Below are 22,251 nucleotides of genomic sequence, written 5' to 3' on the forward strand. Positions count from 1 at the left end.
CTATAAACACTGGCGTTTAAAAAATTTCGGATCACAATTGACAACCTTTTCTCATCCAGCAACACAAGGAAACAGACCATTCACCACCATCGCTTTCTGGCTATGATGGGCTAGCTGGAGGATCAGGAAATATAAGATCCAGAATAAAATCAATTAACCCCTGTCCACCGGAAGGCTCGCCTGGATTCCCTGGATTATCTGGATTACCTGGATTCCCTGGATTCCCCGGATTCCCCGGATTCCCCGGATTCCCCGGATTCCCCGGATTCCCCGGATTCCCCGGATTCCCCGGATTCCCCGGATTCCCCGGATTAGACCCGTTATTCTCAGATATACGGGCATTGCTATTCAAAACACCAGGCTCTTTAGTCGCGCTACCAATACTAACTTTGAACCGTTTATCTATTCGGCTTAATTGTGTAAGTACAGATTGGAAGTACGCTGATTCTTTCGAATTGTTTGCCATCGTAGACTGCGAATTTCCAATTATCACATCCACAACTTCAGCAGTGTAGAAGTCAAAAAGGCCTTGCAGAAACTCAGGCAATAGAGGAGATTCTCGCTTTACGAGCTCAACTATTATAATTTCGCTATTAGTCGCAGACGCCCCGCCTAGTTCGAGCAAACTTTCAACACGGGTCGTATTTTGCTCGTCAGCAAGTATAGATGCCAGCTCTGCCCTAGTCTGCTCGGAGTCATCAGACGCAGCCAGAGAAACAGAAGCGCCTCCGAAAACAAGTAGGATTGATGCCAAATAAAGTCTAATTTTCATAAGCACGCCACATTTCGTTATTTATTCATTATTTTCGAGTGTCGCTATCAGCCAAGAGCTTTCTTATTACTGACTACGACTTAAATTTACACGTAATTGAAATTAAGTGCAATTGTATAAACAGGAACATTAGATGGCACTTTGAAGGCATTTTCGTGATTTTTCGCCGCTTTTATCACTCTAATTTCGCTATGATCGCAGAAACGTATGTGTCATTGGCATAAAAACGACCTAAGTAATTTCAAGCCTTAGTTCCGTTAGTACAGCCTCCCACTGTGCTAATGCCGCACTGAACGAATACTTATCAGATGCAAACTGAGACGCGTTCTTTTCAGCTTGAATATACGTCGCACTTCGCAAACTCATATCACTGACGTAATCTTTAATGTCATCAAAATTATCCAGCTCAAAAGCCCTGCCAAAACCATTCTCATCAAGGATTCTAACGACCTCACTGCTTCTGTCACCTACAAATACAAAAGGCCGACCAACAGCAATGATGCCGTATACCTTGCTCGGGACGATAAAATCCGACATACCTGCTTGTAAAGTAACAAGATGCAAATCAATGACGGAAAGACTGTCAGCAAGATGTAGGCGAGACTGATAGGGCATAAACATAACATTAGTCAGATTCGAAGCAGCACATTCGGCTTTGAGCAAGACCATTCCCGCACCTCCGCCGATAAAAACAAAGCTCACATCGATTCTATCGCTGAACGTAACCGCCAAATCGTGCATCCATCTCCAGTCATGGGCCCGGCCAAGATTCCCTGAGTAACCGACAACGAACTTTTCATCTAGGGACCATGACCTCCTTAGTGAATTATCCCTTAGAGCAACGGGCTTCACTCCTTTTGGCCCCCAATTTGGTATTACCTTAATTGTCGATTGGGAAATGCCTCGCTGCGCCAAATAAGAAGACATACCTGCGCTAATCGCTATATTCAACACTGCGGCCCTGCAGCTCCAATCCCTAAGGGAGCGCAAAACAATTGCAAGATAACCATCGTCAGATAGACCCAGCACGCTTAATTGGCTAGCTACCTCAGGAAACAAATCCTGAAACCAATTTACTTGCTTAGCCTTCTTAATTGCTAACACTGGAGCCAGGAAAACGCCTAATAATGGCGGATCTGTCTTAACGACAACAATGTCGCCCTTTTTCGCCCTCAGGCTCACACGCAATAGAATCGAACAATAGAAACTAAAGTAATCTATCAAACGACCAAGCAACACACTTCGCCCAAAATTGGTGGACCAAACCCGCTCCACACTAACGCCATTGATAGTTTCCTTTGACGACAATACATTGCCTTTACCTAGATCAACACTGTCGTCGTAACGACGATTACTGCACAGTAATAGAACTGAATACCCCTTTGCACTCAATTCAAACGCGAGATCCGAAAGAAGCTGACTTGTAGCCGAGTGGTCAGGATAAAAATACCTGTTAACAAACACTATTTTCCGATTATTATTATTGTGCACAAATTAGCCTTAGCGCTTACTGGAGACAGATGCATAGTAGACATCTTTGAGACCTGCCGCCATTTCTTGAAGCGAGAACCTTCTCAACGCGCTTTTCTCAGCTGCAAGGATCATATCTCCGTGAACGGTGTCATTAATCAATAATTCAATTGCGCTTGCCAATGCGTTCTCATCCTCCGACTTAAACACAATTCCGCAACCATCGGCTTCGATAATTTCCGCCGCACCAACTTGATCACTTGCGATAACAGGGCAGCTGTGCAGAATCGCCTCTGCAACCACATAACCAAAATTCTCACTTTGTGAGGGCAAAATGAGACAACGCGCTCTTTTAAGTAAACCGGCGACGCGATCCGGCGCTTGAAATCCAAGCCAGGATACTTGTTGCTCAACACCCGCAAGCTTACACAGATTCTTAAGTTGTATCGTGTATGAAGACTCTCCTTCACCCACAATATAAAGACCCACTTCCTTACCTTTAGCCTTTAACTTTGAAATCGCATTGAACATCAGCGGGATAGATTTTATAGGCTCTAGCCTTCCTATAAAGATGAAATAATCTGAATCGGAAGATCCACCAGATGACAATGTATCATCAACCTCAGTTGCAAACTGACTAGCAGGCTTTACCGCAGGCGCGACCAAATAAGGCTTTGCCGCTATAGACAATCGCTTTACAGAGTCCAACTCGAGACCAGACGAGACAACAAACGAACGCACGCCTTTGAGCAACGGCGAAACCATAAAATCGAAATATATACGATTCATCACAGATGACTTTCTTGCGATATCAATCGCTGGCAGCGAGAGTGCTCCATGCGGCGAACAAACCAGTGGTTTTCGCGAAATTAGGCTGGCTAGCAAACATATAATAAAATGGATATCAGTGACACCATGAATATGAATGATGTCATATTTTTTTTTAGGCAAAACTAAGCGAAAAAGAAGTTGGCACGCCTTGATAGCTTTATACTGCCTACCAGTTCGAAACCTTTGCGATCGATAAGCCTCAAAAGATTCCTTTGAATCAAGCAAGGCATCAAACTGAAGATCGAGATGCTCAATAGTTATAAGCGATTCTTTTAAGACATCGAGATAACTTGATACACCGCCACCGGCTCGCACGTCTGACCAACGCGAAACATGCATAACAGACAATGGCATATGCAAAGAATCAGCGCATGAATTTATCGCGCCGTCACTAACCACTGCGCAAGGTCTTCCAACGTCGGAACAGCAAATTGTAGCCTTGTACCAAGGTATAAATAGCTACCAAAATCAATCCTACAATAAAGATTTCGCGCATTGCGCGCAGGCCGACAAATAGCACCATCACAAAGATACCATACACTATGACGCTTTCACGACCTGCACCTTGCCTTAAAATACGATTCCCCAGAGATGCTAAAAAAGAAAATAATATTCCACCTGCAAATACTACAAGATTTCCACCGATCAGGTAGAGCTCGCAAACAGCCGAACAAGTCCAGTTCCAGCCCGCTGCGCGTCCAGCACCTAGGTACTTAGTAAAATCGATAACATTATACGTTGGCTTTCCTGGTAAAATCGACCCTGGGATGCCTGATCCAACAATTGAGTAAATACCTGTAAAGCCGGTATGAGGCTCAAGTTCAGGTACAATATCTGAAAGCATAGAAAAAAACTGGAAATTCCTATCAACATGAAAAACCTCTCCATCGTCGTCAGTACTAAAGATAGAAATTTCCCCATCAATTACACGGCCAATCCCATGATTTCTTACCTCAAGCATGAATTGCATGACAGACATTAGGAAAAATAATCCAAACAATGCCTTTAGGACCTTTACGCCGTTCAGCGGTTGATTGAGAGAAAGCCAGACAAGCATACTCGCGCCACCTATAATACCGAGCTGTCGGCGCCCTCCTGCCTGAACCAACACCAGCACAAACAGAACGCACAAAAACAGGGACACTATCGCTTGCCAATTGAGTTGTCTTTTATAATGGATGAGCAGTACGGTAAGAGGAAAAACAAGATAGCCTAGTAATCGTAATCTTATTAAGATCGTGTCCCAAGAACCAAAATCAACCCCGCGCCAAACTGAATACCAGCGAGGCGCGAGTATGCCATCAACGAAGCATTCGACATTTAATCCACATACAAAAATCACTCGCATCATACCGAGAATAAAACAAACAAGAATGGCAGGAAAAATATATGCCTCAATTGGAAATTTCTTTATAAGACCTTTATTCGGCGATGTTTCTTTATTCCAGAACCCAATACCCAACAACAACCCGAATGCGAACAAAGATATAGAGACTAAAGTGTTATGTACACCATCGTACGAGGCAGGAAACACAGTAAATCCAGGCTGCAAGATATCAATTAACAACCAAAAAAATACACCTACCAATAGCAGCAATTCAACACGAAATATCTGATTAATATCCCGGGAACAAGCAATAAAAACAGGACCCAACAGGGCAATAGTTAAAAATATACCTGATACCTGAAGCGCCCCCGCACTTTGGACATTAGACTCTGGAAGGAAATATATCGCCAACAGCGCCCCAAGAGCGAGGACCACAAGATCAACGGCATTAAAATTCCGCACTTTATCGAAGGACGACACTTATTGGCACACCCATTTACTCTTAAATACCTTATAAATCACGAGACCAATTCCTGAAGAATCTCATCCCACGTTATTACTTCATCGTATTTTTTTACATAACCAGTGGCACCATCCGGCGACGCTCCCGATTCATAGCGACCAACGGCATCCACAATTGATTCAGTTAAATAAGGATCAAACCAGTATACATTGCAATAATCACCAGCGGCCTCCCTGGCGTACGGGAGATCAGGAAGTAATACTGTTTTCTCGAGCGCTACAGCTTCACTAATGGGCAAGCCCCAGGACTCTAAAGTCGATGGGAAAATTAGGGCCTTACACCCCGCAAGACGACTGAGAGTCTCATCTCGAGACAATCTTCCAAGAAACCTAACATTCTCACAAGTATTCTTTGCGCAAAATTTCTGAATCGCCTGCGAAATTCGATTCTCATTTCCAGAGAGCGTTAAATCGAGCGTACTCTTTGGCACAGACTTAAAAGCATTTACGAGCGTCATATGATTTTTGAATACGCGCGGGAAAGCAGGGTAGAAGAACGAATCTGACTTAACCGCCTTCGCATGGAAATTACCGCGACTTAAATCAAAATGTGGACGTGCGACGAGAATACAATTTCGATTCGTATAGCTTTGAAAGAAATCACCAAACCAGTGTTGTTGAACAATGACCTTTTTGTTTTTCCTAATACCTAGCCTATATATGTACTTGTAAAGCAGTGAAACAATATAAAGTCGGGGCGCTAAAAAAATATGACGTATATTCAATTTTAAAAAGACGACGGCATTATGGCAATATACTGCCTGCCGAGATGCAAAGACATTGGGGGTAGTATCGTGTAAAGAAAGCCATAGAAAGACATTTACATAACCTGCACTCAATTGCCATCTCTTAAACCCGATATACTCATAGTACAAACGAAAAAGCCATGACCTTCGACTGAGAGGAAAAGAAACAAATTCTATACCCTCAATACCTTGATAACTATCCGCCACATCTTGAGACACCAAATAGACGATCTTGTATTCATTTTCAATCTTGCGAAAATGATTTATGGACTCGTCAAGTATTGTGCGCATTCCGCCATCAACAATATTGATAGCGGATACCACAATTACTCTTCCATCCTTCAATTACTCGCCCAACCGTATTGTAGGTGACTGGTAGTCAAACATCTTAATGTCATCACGAAAGAGATGCTCTATTTTTGACGACGTTCTATCACAGTAATAATCGACAAAATCACCTCTTCGTGTAACATTCTTCTGCGGTAACACTGTGTCCACGCCTAATTTTTCACACACAAGATTGAAGTCTGCTTCTATAGTTTCGAACTTGCCTATATAGTCAACCAGCAACTCACCAGATTCGTCGACCAAAAAACTGCGCTGAGTCTGAACACTTTCCTCATTCAGACTCATTATGTATTTTTCAAAGCTTCCCAATGCACAGAGGCGCCGATGCTGTGGGTGAAGCTTATGACTTGTAATATAATGATATAGCGACACTTGCCAGTCCCATGGGTTCCTTACAAATGCAAATTTGAAATAGCGGTCAAACCGGTCGTCGTTTAACCAGTATGCCCTGACATCTCTCGCAGTTGCGTGGTCCGCAGGTGCAGAAGCCAATCCCATCACATAAAGTATTCGACGCGGTGTTATACGGCGAAAAGTGACATCGGCGTACGGGCGCAATGCCGACCGAACACTCGTTCCCGCCACTTTATAAATATGAATAAACACAAACTCTTTTGAGTGAGAAATGATCAAAAAAATCTCCCAGTTTATAATTATTATTTCATGAAACTAATTTTTTCAATCGTAGCAGTTGTTGAAATAGATGGCGTTCTCTCCAAATAGACCACGTCACAAACATTGCCATATTGATCAAAGCGACCTCTCCAGTCATCCCCCATAACAAGGACATCGGCACCATGCTCCAAGATATACTTCTCTTTGTCCTCTAATGAAAACTCAAGAAATACGCTAGAGACGCACTTCAATGCTGAAATTATTTCTGAACGCTCAAGCTGCGTAAACACAGGGTATCTATTCTTCTTCTCGAAATTCAGTCTATCCGTTGATACCCCAACTATTAACTCGTCACCTAGCGCCTTCGCGCGCTGCAACAAACGAAGATGCCCCACGTGAAACACATCAAACGTACCAAAAGTAATTACTCTACGCATTCTTAGCCGTTCCAATCTTCATTCATGCTAGCCAGATATATCTGCGTTTTCTGGCTTGCAAACAAAGCACCTATATAGAATTTATAATATGACAGCTTGAATGGCATGCTAAAGAATGCTTCCTTCATAAACCGTCTTGAAGAGCCCACATTACCTGTAGCAAGGTACAAGCGACTACAGGTGTAATTCAACAAAGCCCAAACTTTCTTGTTCTTGATCAGATTCTCTTTATTGAATGTCAGGATATCAGAAAGCGCATGCGCAAATAAGGCGCGATTTTTGGTCAGACTATCCTCGCCCTGCGGTGACAAGACCATCCAGTCCCCGACAGCGATGACCCTATTATCTTTCGATAGCCTTAACAACAAGTCATAGTCTTCCCAAACCGACAAGGACTCCCGAAATCCGCCCGCGTCACTCAACAGCTTGGCCGGTAAAATCCAACTTTGAACATATGCACTGCGCATAGCAGCGACGGTATTGTAATCTAAATACCCTTTCGTCAAACGTTTGTCAGGGCAATACTGGATTACTTTCTTGCCACAAACCCGAATCACTCTACCGATCACCAACGTCTTATACTTCTTAACGAGCGCAAATTGAGCTTTAAGCTTACCTGGCAACCAAAGATCGTCACTATCTTGAAATGCAATATACGGCGCTTTGGCATTGGCAATACCCGTATTTCGTGCTGCGGCCACGCCACCATTCCTTGGGCGTCGGATATATACCAATCTTGGATCATTAAATAAAGCAAGTTGTGACTCGACATCCACCTCTGAGCCATCGTCTACAATTATCAGCTCAAAATTAGTAAATGACTGATTCAAAACCGAGAAAATGGCATCGCGAACGCCATCAATCCGATTATAAACCGGCAATATCACGCTAATTTCAGGTACCGGCTTCAGAGAACTACTTTCATTTTTTTTCACAATGCGTCCAAAAAGTTGGCCACTACAAATTTACGGAGCTTAAGATTATCTCACACCCATTAACTGCAGACTGATTAACCAGTAGCTCCCTAGCTATATCATCCGGGGGGATCGCCATTTCACCTGACGAGACCGCTTGAAAATAAGCAGCAACGGACTCACGATCGCTCAATGTATAGCACTCTCGCTGTCCTTCAACTAGACGGTAGGGAAACAATAATCCGCGCTGATAAGATTCAGCATCATAGCCAACAAGACCTATCGGCTTAGCTGTCCCCAAGCAATCTATAATAATTGATGAAACATCAGACATAATGCCGTCGGATAAGGAAACCAAGTCATAAAGTTGCATTCCCGCTTTTTCCCATTCGCTACTCTTCAACAGTAAGACATTATCAAAACTCCAAACTCTTGAATCATTATTCAACGAATCGTTCTTGTGAAGCTTAACTATGACAATGGTATTACTCATGCCCGCTTCAAAATTAAGAAAATTAAGCATGTCTTCATCTAGGTCATCTAAAAAACTGGGCGAATGAACGGAATTATACTTATCTCGAAAACTAGGCAACCAAATAACAATCTTTTTATTAGCAGCACTAAAGTAACTGCTTACTAAATCCCTGCTTATATCAGGAAAAATATTGCCCTTTAATACCTCACAGCGTGGCTGCTCACACAAGACGACATCACGGACATCGACCTTAAAAACTGAAGAGATTATATACTGGAAGAACACAGTCGAAGCGACGAATCTAGATCCGTAGGGAATATTCTCTAACTTCCTGGCATTATCTAGCACACCTATTCTCTTGATCGGCATACCATGCCACAAATTCACCAGCACCCTCGCCGTGGTCGGCTTTAGATATCGATATACTGTGTGTGAATAGAAAATCGTCCCGCAGCTGAGCATACATAAGAAGGAATAGATACTTTTTCGCGGCAAGACCACCAGTGTATGTTCTCCGCAGTTATAGTTCTCAAAGTCACGCTTTATACGCTGTGCCGTGTCTTTATCACTAGCGATCCATACATGTGTAACATTATCGCGATGCATCAATATATATTTATACATATAGAATGCGTTGTCAGTATAGTCAGGCTCGCTATAGTAGCCGATACGGCTTTTCCACGTAGGCACAAGAAATTGGACTATACGACTAAGCCATTTCATCATTTACACGCCATATATATGTTACACGGGTTATTCGCCACGATGATATCCAGCATCTACTTAGTCATCTCGGTCAATTCAACGTAAAGTTGATTTGCCCGTTTTCGCCATATCGAGTCGCCAAGATCTATAGTATCGTTCATGCGCTCAGCGTCTGGCCTCGCGACGTGGCTTGCAAGCCCCTTAGATACCCTAGTGTTAATACCATCGATTTCCTCAAAAACTCGACTTATGTTTTCTGGGCTCGAAATAAAACTTCGATAGTTCATATCGAATTTTTCATTTACTTCACAAATAATCGAACCAAAATCAGCAATCACATTTTCAAATTTCGCAATTACTACGTCATCCAAAGTCGAAGATACTAAATTGTAAAAATCAAAGTATCTCTCAAAGTGATCCGTTGGGCAGTTGGAGCTTTGGCGGATCATAAGCGATCGCACCGCGTCGTCTGGGTTCCTAATTAATACCACCACAGGCTTTGATAGTTTAACCGCCGCCAGAATTTGGGCCTCTGAATGAATATGGTGTGCAACTTCAATTTTGCTATTTTGCGCACTACGGAACGCCACAACAGAAAACGTATTTGCACTACGGGGAAAGCCCTCGATTACAAGCTCAGTAGTAGGCTTAAACAGGCACTCCTCTCTAACCTCGCGACGAAAGGCAATTTTAGAATAAGCAAAATACAGCGCAGGGCTGCGTCCTAGAATGCGCTTAATTTTATTCTTTAAGGAAAAATTTGCACGCACAACTATATCTCAATTCCGAGCATGCGCTTGTATTTCGCAATTTTCTTCTCAAGCCGCCACCCAAATGACTCAGGAAAGAGACGCACGACAATGTTTTCGATACTAACGCCCTTTACACTTGAATCAGCCCATTCTAGTGAAGCGAGCAAACGCCTGAACTCACCGCGAAACGGATGCTTGCATCGATAGTGGTCAGGTTTATAGTGGCTAATAAAATGCACTACCACCGGTGATTCCCTCGCCTCTTGCAAGGCTTCAGGGGAGAAGAACATTTCGCTGCCCTTCATTTCATAAATTGAATTCTGCGCATTCCATTTCGGCTCTAGCGGCTTCCACAAGCCCTTGAATACAATGTTCAGGATATTCTGATCAGGGAGGTGCAACTCCGTGGAATTACGCACGCAATCTATAAGCCGCTGTCCGTAGTTACCCTCCCGCCAATGATGGAGGTCCATCAAAATCACACCGGAGTTAAAATATTCACTCTCTTCCACGCATATCGATCTCAAAAAGTGTCTATTCATATACGGGTATATTGGATTATGAACGGCCGCTATTGGCATTCCTTCAAGATCCATACCCCACATGTCAGAAATACTACCGCGAATAATGATATCAACGTCTAGGTATAGCACTCTTTGGATACTAGGAAGAATTTCGGCTAAGAACAGTCTGTACCAAGCTAGCTTTCCGAATCTTCCAATTTCTGGAAACTGATAATAGTTATGGGAATCAATATTATAGCTATAAAAGTTGGCTTTACTCCTAGATGCTATTACCGATAACTTCTCTAAATCTAACGAGTTCACACTATCATCATGCAAAAAATGAATGCTGATATTGCTACGCGCATTGTGCAGCAGTAATGAACTAAGCATGACTGCTGCGTAGTGCAAATATCCTTTATTAGCCGCACAAGCGACATGCATCGTTTCAGTCAATGTCGTAATCACACTCGTTCGAACAGGTAGAAACTATCAAACACGCCAACAATGTCTCGTACTGCCTTATCGCCAAAAACAAATTCACTCTTCTTCAGCGAGTAGCCCGCGTCTATAATCAATTGCAGATAATCTTTGCGCGCACCATCTCCTTCGTTTGTTAAAAATCCTTCCTCCTCATTAGGTACGATAAAAAGATAAGGTATTTCTAATGCACTGACCTTATCTACCCACCACTGCACAGCCTGAAGCTTGCATTCTGAAAAGCTATGGATATTCACAGCTAAATCAAATGAATACTTTGTTAGCTCACCAGCATCCACATCGTCTAACGGAACTGCTTTGCAGGTATTATCAAGGCCTCGGTAGTTTAAATAGTAATCACATAGAAAAGTACTTTCGGGGATAGCATCAACACAGATATAATTTTTCGTACTAGCTAATGCGCTAGAAAAACGATGTGCGAATCGACCATATCCAGCACCTATGTCTAAAACGTTAATACTTGAAAGAGAGAAGATATCTAGATTTCTTTGCAGAAACGAAATTTCAAGAATCGAGTCTAATAGATCCCTGGACACCATCGGATAATCTGGATATTCATAATGCCAACATCCAAAATCGCCATCTTCCACTAATATTCCTAGTAATTTTTCTGAATCTACGCTTTCTACATACTTCAAAAATATGAAATATTTTAGATAGGTAATTTCCTCGCCCTTGCGATAATGCCACACATATGGGCTATCACCTCTAAAATAGGCAAGATTTGTATTTATAGTACCTTGTGCTCGCTCACCCCATTGAGAGTGCACCGACGCAGGGATGTCTAAACTGTCATACCGCTTTCGCAGCTCTGTTAACTTAGGATTATTGCTAGTTAACTCTTGTTGCAAACTTATTGGAACTGGCTTTTTGGGATCATAGGCCAAGCGCATTCTCTTTCGAGTCAAGCGATCTTCGGCAACTACTCTATACGCCCTTTTTACCCCGCCAATTTTACCTCTAATATAACGCGATACATTCACCCGACAATGCCTCCAAAAATATTCCTAGTTGTCGTCAACCAATACCAACTGAGTAGCAAACCCAAGCGACCTTTTTTAATAGAAGAACTTTTTATACATAATGCGTCCATCGTATCCTCGTAGTATCGATACCCGTGCCCCTGAATTATTTTTCGACACTCTCTTCTATCCTCATCACTTAAATGGAGGTGTTCATATATCAAAAGTCCCGGCTTTACTTTGTCGAAATTAATCGCTTTGATAATTTCGTAATCGTATCCCTCAGTATCTATCTGAAGAACATCTATTCTCTTAACGTCATACAATTCGCAAAAATCATCGAATGTTAAGGTATCTACTTCGGTTTTTATTAAGCGCTCTTCTATATCAGGAATTAAGTACTTATGACTCAACACGACTTCTTTACGGAAGGATCCTAAGGCGTCGTACAATCTGCGCTCTTCAGCTAGCTTGGCATCTTCCTGCAAGTGCCAAAAATCCGCTTTGCCGCTTTGATCTGATATTGCGACATTGGCGAACTTAACTCTGTGTTTTAAATGATCCTTATTTTTAATCAATCTATTAAAAACATAAATGACGGGCTCAACCATCACGCCACGCCATTCATTCTGCTCAATAACCCTCTGAAAAGGGTCTTGTTGATCGCCGTCATTGACGCCAATCTGTACAAAAAAATCACGCTGATTGGATTTGGAGTATCTCGCAATTATCTTCGGCTTAATATCAAGTATTTCAGGAGATTTCCGTTTTATAGATCGATAAACATATCTACTGAACTCAAACTTTTTTAGAAACTCACGAAAACGAATTCGCATAATTTTTCCTATTCTCATGCCATTAGCGCCCAAGGGCTAAGCGGCCAGACAACTGAAATAGTAGCGATTTCAGCATAGTTGATTTTCGAAACACAAAAACCAAGCACATCAAGTAGATTATTGCGAATACAATAGTTGCAATACTTATGGAAGCAAGATTATTTTTTACGTTAATACTGTTAAGTAACAGACTTGTCGCGCCGCCGGACAATATGGATGACATGACTACCGGTGCCAATGAGCACCATAGTTGTTTAAACGTCGCCTTAGATTTTCTAAAAGCCAGCTTCATACAAGGATAAGTTAGGACATACATTCCCAGAACATATGAAATAGCCAAGCCAAGCCCACCCCATTGAACACCAACTATTAATAGCAGTATTAACGTACTCCATCCCCCTAGCCCCCAAAGCATCATGCTTTTTGTGTCACCGTTAGACATATACAACCAACCACTACTTGCACATATTGCCTGCGGTATCGCTGCCAATGAAATAATTTCAAATATTGCTATAGACTCCTTCCAGCCGTCACCCAATATGATCATTACAATCTGCGGTGCACAGAGAAAGCATAAGGCGCCTAGTGGCGCCATTAAGAGAATCTGCATTTCCAGCGTATCAAAGTAGCTCCTTCTGTATTGTTCGATATTTGATTTAAGCTTTGCCAAAATTGACGGCACAACAGTAATGAGTGGCGCCGTAATCAAACCAGTGGCTAGGCCATACAATGCAAAAGCTCTACCATATAATCCAGCCTGCTCCGCACCAAACTGGCTACCTAGCAATACGCTATGTATATGCATAGCCACGTATCCCATAATCGAGAAAACTGTCAGCCAGCCACCAAAGCTGATCATTTTACGTATATTTTCATCAAAAGAAGGTCTCTCCAATTTAAAGCTACCGGCGACCCAGCCAAGCAAGGATTTCGTCAACGTTGTTAGAAGTAATCCAATGGTAAGTGCCCAGTATTCATGACCAGAGAATGCCAGAGCAATTGCGACACCTTGGCCGAAAATGACTGCTGTTAGGTTTATCTTTGCGAGGGATACAAATCTCAAGCTACGGCGTATTAATGCTAGATGCTGAGCTCCTAAAGCACTGAAAATAAAATTCAGCGATAGAGCCATTGCGATCGGTACGATTTCCGGATTATTGTAAATTTCACCTACTAAGGGGGATAACTGTGTGGCAATTACGGTCGCGGCTGCACCGAATAGAATATTAATTCCGAGTATGGCCGTAGATTGCGAATCGCTCAAATTGTCCACTCTAACCGTGGCGGCTGAAAGACCAAGATCTTGCACAATTGAAGCTACGCCAAGAATAGCCATCACCATAGCGATAATTCCGAAGTTATCGGGCGCTAGTGCTCTCGCTAAGATCGCCATACTGACGATTTGCACGACAAGAACCGCAGCATTACTTGCCGCAGTCACCAACCACAGTTGGGGCATATTTTGGCTTGCCGCCTCAAGTGGCTTCTTGATTTGTCCATCACGCATCACTTCGCGCACCACTCACACTAGCTTCTGCGCTATTCGTCCAGCATAGTCGATTCTATGGAGCAGCGGTCGGATTGCGCCAAGTTCTGAAAAGTACTCCTCAACAGCCACTTTCGCTCCTTCCCAATGTCCGTAATCGTCAACAATCAGTATCCCGCCTCTACTCAACCTAGGATAAAGGTGTATCATTTCGTGTTTAGTAGACTCGTACCAGTCTGTGTCTAGCCTTAGTATTGCGACTTTATCTGGCGCCACCTCGGGAATCGTATCTTCAACTTTGCCTTTTACAAAATGAAGTTTTTCCTGCGGATACCCCGTGTCGAGAATAAGACTTTTAACGAGGTCTTCATTAAAGATGTCTGCGTTAAAATAATGATCGTAAAGGCGCTCGCCGTCTGCCACCTTCCCTAAAGCTTCCAGCGCATTATCATTGTATTCAGAAACATCCTTTTCTGTCGGTTGCGACATACCTTCGAATGTATCGTATAAATATATTTCTCTGTCATTGCAGCCAAGAGCCTGCAACTGCAAAATCATCGCAAGGATGGAGCCGCCCTTCCAGACTCCACACTCTACAAATGCACCATCTATATCGGCATCAACAACATGCTTTACTGAGTTCAGCAACGATTCGATTCTCAGCTCACCAGTCATGGTATAAGCGTTAACCCTATCAATTATCTCTCTGCTTTGTGGCAACATATCCGTTATCACGCCGACAGGTGGATAAACATGTCGCTTCAAGCCAAGCGAATGTAGAATTTTCTTTTTGACTGATTTAGGAAGCAATTTTTTTATAGTTTTTAGTGCCACGAATAGAAATCCCAATAGTACAAATTACATTTCAGCTATTTTTTTGCCAATTTTTGAAGAAAGCTTACGTCCGATAAAGATCGCTCCTTCCTCTGTTAAGTGCGCGTAATCCCAAGACAGCGGGACGCGCTTATTTGATATATCCGAAAACGCTAGACAACTGCCAGCTTCGCAAAGTAGATCTATCAAGGAATAAAACTCGACATCACTTCGCCTAGCCGCGTCTGCAACCTTCGATTCAGCATCTAGCAACTCCGGCATGAGTGTAACCTCTTGCCACTCATCAATCGACGAAAGATCAACACCCTCTGCACGCATTTTCCTAGCAATGCTGTGCGGAAGGTCTGGCCTCCACCAAGGCAGAGGGCCAAGGACGATGACCCGGCGCCCAGTCGCCTTTATCCTATTAATAGTAACTTCAAGTTTTTCCGGCCAGTTTTCTGCATCCTTATAGCCATACCAACTTGCCATTAATATGACTTTATCTGCAGATGATTTTTCTATTAGAGAAAATATCGCGTCGTTATTTGCCCTGCAGCTTGGGTTATACCTAGATATAAGATCGAGAATAGGTGGGCATGCGGCGACAGTATATTGCTCTGCAACTTCACCGCCCCAGACTTCGTTCAAACCAGGGAATATTGATGCAGCATGAGAATCACCCCACAACAACCACTCTTTATTATCCTCCGGAGCACACTCTTCCGGGAACTTACCGATAGGCTGATTTGGCATTAAAAAACATGGATATTCATTTGCCTTATAGTATTTGGCGTAATCCAAAACAGACAGTTCGGCGTCATTCCAAAGCAGGGTATCTAACTTTCCTGATGTGCCAAGCACCCCCAGCGGTAAAACCACAAATGTTGAGACTAAGGCAGACTGCCAAACTCGACGCGACGAAATGATCGCCTTATGGCGAAAGGGCGTTTCAATATACTTCCAAGTAAAGTAAGCCAACACACCGGAAACCAAACACATTCCTAAGTACAACAATCTATTCGACTCGTCATAGCCGAGTATTCTAGCGCCGGCAAAAAATGGGTTATGCCAAAGATACAAACTGAAAGACATCAAGCCAACAAACACAAGTGGTTTACTACGCAACACATAGCCCGCGATCGTGTTACCGCCGCCATACATAATGATCAAGAACGTTCCTACTGAAGGTAACAAAGCATTATATGATGGGTAAAGCATGCTGCGATCAAGGAAAAAGACTGCGCCACAAATCATCATTAGGCCGATAAAAGAGAGCAAATTATTTTCGTTGGACTCCCCTCCTTTGGAGTAAAGCAATACCGCGGCTATCGCACCAATAAACAATTGCCAAGCCCTAGTAGGCGCAAAATAGAAGTTAGCCTTTGGATACAGTGGCCCAGCCCATATGGAAAAAAAGAAGGCCAATATCGTTATAACGACGACAATCTTCAACATATGTTGTCTGAAATACTTAAAAGCCACGTACAGTGCTAACGGGTAAAAAATATAGAACTGCTCTTCAACTGCAAGACTCCAAGTATGCAGCAAAGGCATTTGCTCAACGGCCACACCAAAGTAGCTACCTTGATTAAAGTAGAAAATATTAGATACAAAGAAGACCACCGACAGAAGGCTTTTAGAATACTCCTCCATTTGCTCAGGCGTCAGGATCAGCGCAAGACCAAAGCTACTCAAAAATAGTATAGTATACAGCGCGGGCAATATTCGTCTTACCCGGCGTTCATAGAAGTTAACCAATGAAAATCTGCCGTCTTCCTGTTCGCGAAGCAGAATAGTAGTTATCAAAAACCCGCTGATTGCGAAAAAAAGATCAACGCCGACAAAACCACCAGAAAACCCTGGGGTATGGGAGTGGAAAAGTAGTGCCAATAGTACCGCTACGCCGCGCAATCCATCCAAATCTTTACGATAAATCATAGTTATTTTCAGGCCAATATTATTAATTTATTATTCTTGACTCAGGGCGACAGCATAACGGTGTTGTAACAACAATGCTTGCCGCTTCGCATTTTCGTAATCACTTTCGATCATTTACGCGCATAATTGCTGGGCTCCTGGGACGTACAACCAAGCTAAACTCTTACGTACTTTTGTCGGATCGCAATGCAACGATACAACTTCAGCCGATCTAAAATACTCAGCGCCGGATGACTCAACTAGCCCAACCTCGTCAAAACATGTGTAAGCAGCCCCAGATAGCCCGCGAGCCAAGACGGGAATGGCACGAGCATTCTCAATGTGATAATTGTCTCCCGCACCATATAAATTGTATGGCATTACGCGCCGATAATCTAAGCCGTGACTATCGCCGTGCTGTTGCGTGTAGCTCTCACAAAGTTTTATACCTGCAATTTTCGCAACGGCATACGCTTCATTAGTACTCTCTAGCGGCCCGCCTAATAACGAAGACTCCAAAATTGGCTGGGTTGTTATTCTGGGATAAATGCAGCTAGAGCCAAGAAAAAGTAATTTCTGTACGCCGGATTGAAATGCCGAATGAATGACGTTAGTTTCGATCATCAGGTTTTGATAGATAAAATCAGCTGGATAATGACTATTCGCGAATATTCCTCCGACTTTTGCTGCGGCCATATAGACTTGAGAAATATTGTTTTCAGCAAAAAAAGAGTGCACGGCAACCTGATCGCATAAATCGAGCTGCGATTTATCCTTCGTAAGGATGTCTTTTTCTGCTACGCCCGTCGCAAGTAGCTCACGAACAATCGCCGACCCAACCATTCCTGCATGGCCAGCAACATAAACCGTATTCATTATTATTATCACCTATTCCAAGGCACCAACTGGAATAAGAGCCTTAAATCGTCCCCAAAATACCTTACTTCTCTTGCATTAATGCGACGAGGAGATAATTCTGCGGGCTTGATATGCGGCGCTCAATGCAATTTGCCACGTCTTGGATCTATTCTAACGACCGTACCAGAGCTCAGCACGTAGAAACTACCTCTAATACACAAATAAATCAATATTGAGTCCTTGCGCAATGATATTAACTCCGCAGCTGATAGTTAGCGCTTTCGTCGCATAACTCATATCGCCATGTAAATCTAAAGTAATTACACTTAAATACCCCACCACGTAGGTAGAAGTGATCGCACTTTTTTCCAAGCATAGCGGGCGTCAATAAGCTCGATAACGCCACGATCTTCAGGTGTCCGAATCAAGCGCCCCGCCGCTTGTATTACCTTTTGCAAGCCTGGGTATATATAAGTGTAGTCATAGCCCCTACCGTAGCGCGCTTCTAGGCGCTCCCTTAGTACCTCATGAAATTCATCGTGTGGCGCTAATCCGAGTGTCGCGACAAATACCCCAATCAGTTTATCGCCGGGTAAGTCGATACCTTCACCGAACACGCCGCCCAGCACCGCAAAAGCGACACTTGGCGCGGTATCACTAATATCACTTATAAATTGTTCACGCTCAAATGGCGGCATGCCTGGAGTCTGGCGCAGTAGTCGCAGCGCCGGCGCCAACGTCCCCAACCGTTTATAGACAGTATTGAGGTAATCAAAGCTGCTTAAATACACCAAGTAATTACCGGGCTTTGCCTTATATTGCGCAATAATACGCGCGCAAATTGGCACCAATGAGTCTTCGCGATCGTGGTGCCTGGTACTAATGGTTGTTACCAGTCGTAAGTCGATTTGCTCTTTCGCAAATGGGCTTTCAATGTCAATAAAGTTAGTGGTCTGCGGCAAGCCCAAAAGATCTTGGTGGTAGCCCGCAGGTGACAGGGTCGCAGAAAACAGAATCGTACTTACGGCATCGATGAAACGCTGTGCGAGATGGTCGGCTGGTATCAGGTTGTCGATGAGTAGTTTTGCGCTGCCCGGCTTTGCTCGCACACTGCCAGCAAAGGTTTCAAACTCCAAGGTACACAGGGAATGCTCATCAAATTTATCTGCAAGCCGCAAGAATCCCAGTGCCGTAAACAGTACATTCTGTACTTCTGCGGCAGCAGGGTTGTCGGTGAGGTAATCTGTAATTGCTGAAATTAGGCCGTAAAGCGCCGTATTTAAATCCTCCGGCACGGACTTTAAGTAGTAGCGACGTTGCTCAATATCTTCATCGCTATCCAGGAAGGGGCGAATCATTGACGCCCAAGCGATTTCAAGTTCAGACATGGGTTTGAGTAGTGGGGCCGGCACTTTGCGTATGCCATAGAGCATTTCCGCTTCACCCAAGGCAATGCTATACATCCCTCGTGCGCGATCAATTAGATTATGCGCTTCGTCGACTAGCGGCATTACCCGCCACTCATTGGCGATGGTTAGGCTGTATAGCAGTGCAAACTGGTCGTAGTAATGGTTGACGTCAGCCACGACCACATCGCACCAGCGCGCCATTTCCTGCGCGAGGAAATAACGGCACACATTGTGTTCGCCGGCGATGCGGCGAAGTGTGCTTTGAGTTAAAAACCCCTCTTCGACTGCCTGCTGTCGGGCAGCAGGTAAACGGTCAAAAAAGCCCTTCGCTAGTGGGCAGGAGTCACCATGACATGCCTTATCCGGGTTGTCGCATGCTGCCTCTCTCGATGACAGCTCAAGCACTCGCAGCGGTAAGCTCAAAGATTGCGAATCTAGAATTATTCGCAAGCCATCCAGCCCTAATTTGCGCCCCGTATTGCGATTGGTCAGGAAGAATACGCGATCCAACTCCACCTCAGGCATCGCCCGTAAGGCGGGAAACAACACCCCCACGGTTTTGCCAATGCCCGTTGGCGCTTGCAGTAATAGCGGCACAGCGTTCTTGGCAGACAGGTATACCACTTTCGCCAGTGAATGTTGGCCCGCTCTAAATTCTGGATGAGGAAAGCTCAGCGCAAGTAGGGCATTGTCTCGAGCTTCTCGATGCGCAGTCTCCTGCTTCGCCCAACTTATATAACACCGACAAAGCTCTTCTAAATAATCCTCTAATTCAGTCGCCTCAAACGTAATATCTTCAGTGGTTTCCAGCTCATCGCGCACTTCGAAATAGGTCAGTCGCAATGCGATACTGTCTCGCTTATCGCGTTGACAAAGCAGCGCACCATAGACTTTGAGCTGCGCCCAATGCAAATCGCGACGACCCGGGCCAATACGGTTTACATTACCGCGATGGGTTTTGATTTCCTCTAAAAAGCACTCTTGTTGATTGGCATAATAGCCATCTACGCGACCGCTCACTTCCAAGCCGGCGCATTGCCCCTTGAGCGCATATTCGGCGACGTAGGGGTCGGGGCGGCGCTGCTGCACCGCAACATGCCCCATCATGCCCTCTTCAGACGTCGGCGCGGGGGTATAACGAAACTCTAAACTTCCGGTGCGAGCAGCGAACTCGCACAGCGACCTAACTGACACTCGCATCATGGCGCGTCTTCCCAACGTATTTCTGCCACGGAAACTGGCAAACCCGCTGCAAGCATAGTCTCTATCCAAAGCCGCTGGTGATCTTGTAAACGATCCCCCGGGCCTTTGACCTCTACAAGTTGATACGTATGTTGATTTAGATTAAACACGATTAAATCAGGCATGCCGCGGCGGTGGTTACGCAAATCACTTAGCAAATGGCGAAACACCAGCTCAAGGTGTTCAGCGGGAATATAGGTTAGCGCGTGCTCCAATAAAGATCTCGGCAATGACGGCCAATGTATCAGTGTGCAAGCAATGCCCTGCTTCGCATCCCAACACGCCAGCATAGCGGAGCGATACTCACCGGTCTCAAGGAGGCTTAATCTCGCATCAATTTCTCGCTGTCGTAGCACTGCAAAATCAGACCGAAACAGATCCGCAGGCCCCGCTTGGAAGGGATGAAAGAACGCACCAGGAAGCGGCGCATAAAGTACGGGCCACATCAATAAAGCAAAGAGACCCGTAAACAAGGTGTTTTCACAATACGCGCCAACAACACCCGCCTCTTTTGCAAACTCATTTAATGTCGCCAGCTCCACACGGTCTTCGCCTTTCACCAATTGAAAATGATGAGTGGGGATTATTGATTTAACTGGAGCGGCAGTTGCCAACTTGATCTTACGTCGCAGCCGGTGGGCAATGCGAGAAAGGTGTAGCCGTGGCTCAGGGCGACGAATGTTTAATAGGGTGTTTTCTAGCTGTACGAGCATCACTTCGATATCGTTGCGGGTCTTTTCCTGCAAGCGATATAAACGCACTTGAGCTTCATCCAGAGAATTGTTCGAATAAATGTGTATTGCCAATTCCAGATCGCCCATTCGCTCGGTCTGCTGTGCGAGTTGAAACATCATGCGTTGGCGCCGGTGCTCAAGCCACGGGTTATCTAACTGATTGGGACAGTCACGCAAAATATCGGCGACCGGTTCTTCTTCAAAAAGCCTCACCTGACATTGGTGAATCGCAATATAGTCATCCAACTCCCGCCGTGATTTAAAAGCGCGGGACTGCGAACTAAACTCGACCGACTCATAGCGCTGATGTCCGAGCTCAGCAAGAACAAACTCCGACCAGTCTTGATACAGATTTCCAAAGAACATCAGCCGCACCCGCTCCAAGAGTGCACCGTTTCTCAAGCCGACAATGTGTATTGCACTATCTGACCACCAGTCACGAAGAATACGAGGCCCCCGCTCCTCGCCTAACTCCAGAAGCGGATCAAGTAATTCGGACTTGCGAATATTTTTTGCAAAACCATACCCAGCATCGGACAGCAAAGTGTGCAACTCCGCGCGACGACACAATCTATACAATTCAGGGGCATCAAGGTTAGGCTCTAGATCCACCCAGTCAGATTGCGCAAGCTCGTGCAATGCGTCGTCGATCGAGGGGATTTCATCGTAAGCCAAGGTATCACGGCGGAACAACTCGCCCTTGCGCATAACTAGACGGGTAACTATTGCTTGCCCTGCTTCCGATTGATTCAACAACTGCACTAGTAGCGCCCGCTCATCGTGCAAGAGTAAATCCGCGTGATGAGCTAAAACCCAGCGAATCACCGTTTGAAAGTTTTCTAAATAATAGAGCGGATTGCTAAGTGATGCGCTTTGCAAGGCGGGCACCGCTGTCGAAGCTATTGCTATGCTATTTTCCTCATCACTATTGGGTGCACACATTAATTGGCTAGCCAAACGTTTAGCTTCTCTTGGATTATCGTCCACATTAATAGCAAAGCTCGCTGGCGCCTTTTAGTTTTCCCATCGAAACATACACAAGCTCGCCAAGGCAATAAACGGAAGCTAGGCGA

At 44.4% G+C, this 22,251-nt stretch carries 19 protein-coding genes; all 19 read right to left on the reverse strand.

Annotation, left to right across the window (positions count from 1 at the left end):
- Positions 1-100 precede the first annotated feature (100 nt).
- On the reverse strand, positions 101-772 hold the full coding sequence (locus tag KXJ70_RS03010; RefSeq protein WP_219041964.1) for a hypothetical protein: 672 nt from the start codon (positions 770-772) through the stop codon (positions 101-103).
- A gap of 231 nt (positions 773-1,003) precedes the next feature.
- Positions 1,004-2,263, reverse strand: a complete 1,260-nt coding sequence (locus KXJ70_RS03015; RefSeq protein ID WP_219041965.1) for a glycosyltransferase family 4 protein — start codon at positions 2,261-2,263, stop codon at positions 1,004-1,006.
- Between the two features lie 9 nt (positions 2,264-2,272).
- On the reverse strand, positions 2,273-3,472 hold the full coding sequence (locus KXJ70_RS19515) for a glycosyltransferase family 4 protein (protein ID WP_219041966.1): 1,200 nt from the start codon (positions 3,470-3,472) through the stop codon (positions 2,273-2,275).
- On the reverse strand, positions 3,465-4,880 hold the full coding sequence (locus tag KXJ70_RS03025; RefSeq protein WP_219041967.1) for a hypothetical protein: 1,416 nt from the start codon (positions 4,878-4,880) through the stop codon (positions 3,465-3,467). Before KXJ70_RS03025 ends, KXJ70_RS19515 begins: the two co-directional genes overlap by 8 nt.
- Before the next feature lie 38 nt (positions 4,881-4,918).
- The gene (locus KXJ70_RS03030) at positions 4,919-6,013 is read right to left on the reverse strand and encodes a glycosyltransferase (RefSeq protein ID WP_219041968.1); all 1,095 of its coding nucleotides are present in this window, start codon (positions 6,011-6,013) and stop codon (positions 4,919-4,921) included.
- The gene (locus KXJ70_RS03035; protein ID WP_219041969.1) at positions 6,014-6,649 is read right to left on the reverse strand and encodes a sulfotransferase family 2 domain-containing protein; all 636 of its coding nucleotides are present in this window, start codon (positions 6,647-6,649) and stop codon (positions 6,014-6,016) included.
- 23 nt (positions 6,650-6,672) lie between these two features.
- On the reverse strand, positions 6,673-7,068 hold the full coding sequence (locus tag KXJ70_RS03040; protein ID WP_219041970.1) for an FAD synthase family protein: 396 nt from the start codon (positions 7,066-7,068) through the stop codon (positions 6,673-6,675).
- A gap of 2 nt (positions 7,069-7,070) precedes the next feature.
- A complete protein-coding gene (locus tag KXJ70_RS03045; RefSeq protein ID WP_219041971.1) occupies positions 7,071-8,003 on the reverse strand; it encodes a glycosyltransferase family 2 protein in 933 nt (310 codons plus the stop codon).
- Between the two features lie 22 nt (positions 8,004-8,025).
- Positions 8,026-9,183: a CDP-glycerol glycerophosphotransferase family protein gene (locus tag KXJ70_RS03050; RefSeq protein WP_219041972.1), complete on the reverse strand. Its 1,158-nt coding sequence runs from the start codon at positions 9,181-9,183 to the stop codon at positions 8,026-8,028.
- 53 nt (positions 9,184-9,236) lie between these two features.
- The gene (locus tag KXJ70_RS03055; RefSeq protein ID WP_219041973.1) at positions 9,237-9,932 is read right to left on the reverse strand and encodes a hypothetical protein; all 696 of its coding nucleotides are present in this window, start codon (positions 9,930-9,932) and stop codon (positions 9,237-9,239) included.
- Between the two features lie 2 nt (positions 9,933-9,934).
- On the reverse strand, positions 9,935-10,885 hold the full coding sequence (locus KXJ70_RS03060; protein ID WP_219041974.1) for a glycosyltransferase family 8 protein: 951 nt from the start codon (positions 10,883-10,885) through the stop codon (positions 9,935-9,937).
- Positions 10,882-11,901, reverse strand: a complete 1,020-nt coding sequence (locus KXJ70_RS19520) for a putative sugar O-methyltransferase (protein ID WP_219041975.1) — start codon at positions 11,899-11,901, stop codon at positions 10,882-10,884. Before KXJ70_RS19520 ends, KXJ70_RS03060 begins: the two co-directional genes overlap by 4 nt.
- On the reverse strand, positions 11,898-12,716 hold the full coding sequence (locus KXJ70_RS03070) for an FkbM family methyltransferase (RefSeq protein ID WP_219041976.1): 819 nt from the start codon (positions 12,714-12,716) through the stop codon (positions 11,898-11,900). Before KXJ70_RS03070 ends, KXJ70_RS19520 begins: the two co-directional genes overlap by 4 nt.
- Positions 12,717-12,738: 22 nt before the next feature.
- Entirely contained in the window at positions 12,739-14,223 is a 1,485-nt protein-coding gene (locus KXJ70_RS03075) for a lipopolysaccharide biosynthesis protein (protein WP_219041977.1), read from the reverse strand.
- Between the two features lie 15 nt (positions 14,224-14,238).
- Positions 14,239-15,036, reverse strand: a complete 798-nt coding sequence (locus tag KXJ70_RS03080; RefSeq protein ID WP_219041978.1) for a TylF/MycF/NovP-related O-methyltransferase — start codon at positions 15,034-15,036, stop codon at positions 14,239-14,241.
- 24 nt (positions 15,037-15,060) lie between these two features.
- Complete coding sequence (locus KXJ70_RS03085) at positions 15,061-16,956, reverse strand: acyltransferase family protein (RefSeq protein ID WP_219041979.1); 1,896 nt, start codon at positions 16,954-16,956, stop codon at positions 15,061-15,063.
- Between the two features lie 114 nt (positions 16,957-17,070).
- On the reverse strand, positions 17,071-17,811 hold the full coding sequence (locus tag KXJ70_RS03090; RefSeq protein ID WP_219041980.1) for an NAD-dependent epimerase/dehydratase family protein: 741 nt from the start codon (positions 17,809-17,811) through the stop codon (positions 17,071-17,073).
- Positions 17,812-18,119: 308 nt separating this feature from the next.
- A complete protein-coding gene (locus KXJ70_RS03095) occupies positions 18,120-20,405 on the reverse strand; it encodes an ATP-dependent DNA helicase (protein WP_219041981.1) in 2,286 nt (761 codons plus the stop codon).
- On the reverse strand, positions 20,402-22,135 hold the full coding sequence (locus KXJ70_RS03100; RefSeq protein WP_219041982.1) for a VRR-NUC domain-containing protein: 1,734 nt from the start codon (positions 22,133-22,135) through the stop codon (positions 20,402-20,404). Before KXJ70_RS03100 ends, KXJ70_RS03095 begins: the two co-directional genes overlap by 4 nt.
- Between the last annotated feature and the right edge of the window lie 116 nt (positions 22,136-22,251).

The organism is Zhongshania aquimaris (assembly GCF_019312595.1).
Taxonomy (GTDB): Bacteria; Pseudomonadota; Gammaproteobacteria; order Pseudomonadales; family Spongiibacteraceae; genus Spongiibacter; species Spongiibacter aquimaris.

Coding starts and splice junctions, on each gene's coding strand:
- KXJ70_RS03085 (WP_219041979.1), bottom strand. CDS start 16,956: ATGATTTATCGTAAAGATTTGGATGGATTGCGCGGCGTAGCGGTACTA.
- KXJ70_RS03050 (WP_219041972.1), bottom strand. CDS start 9,183: ATGATGAAATGGCTTAGTCGTATAGTCCAATTTCTTGTGCCTACGTGG.
- KXJ70_RS03040 (WP_219041970.1), bottom strand. CDS start 7,068: ATGCGTAGAGTAATTACTTTTGGTACGTTTGATGTGTTTCACGTGGGG.
- KXJ70_RS03010 (WP_219041964.1), bottom strand. CDS start 772: ATGAAAATTAGACTTTATTTGGCATCAATCCTACTTGTTTTCGGAGGC.
- KXJ70_RS03095 (WP_219041981.1), bottom strand. CDS start 20,405: ATGATGCGAGTGTCAGTTAGGTCGCTGTGCGAGTTCGCTGCTCGCACC.
- KXJ70_RS03070 (WP_219041976.1), bottom strand. CDS start 12,716: ATGCGAATTCGTTTTCGTGAGTTTCTAAAAAAGTTTGAGTTCAGTAGA.
- KXJ70_RS03075 (WP_219041977.1), bottom strand. CDS start 14,223: ATGCGTGATGGACAAATCAAGAAGCCACTTGAGGCGGCAAGCCAAAAT.
- KXJ70_RS03090 (WP_219041980.1), bottom strand. CDS start 17,811: ATGAATACGGTTTATGTTGCTGGCCATGCAGGAATGGTTGGGTCGGCG.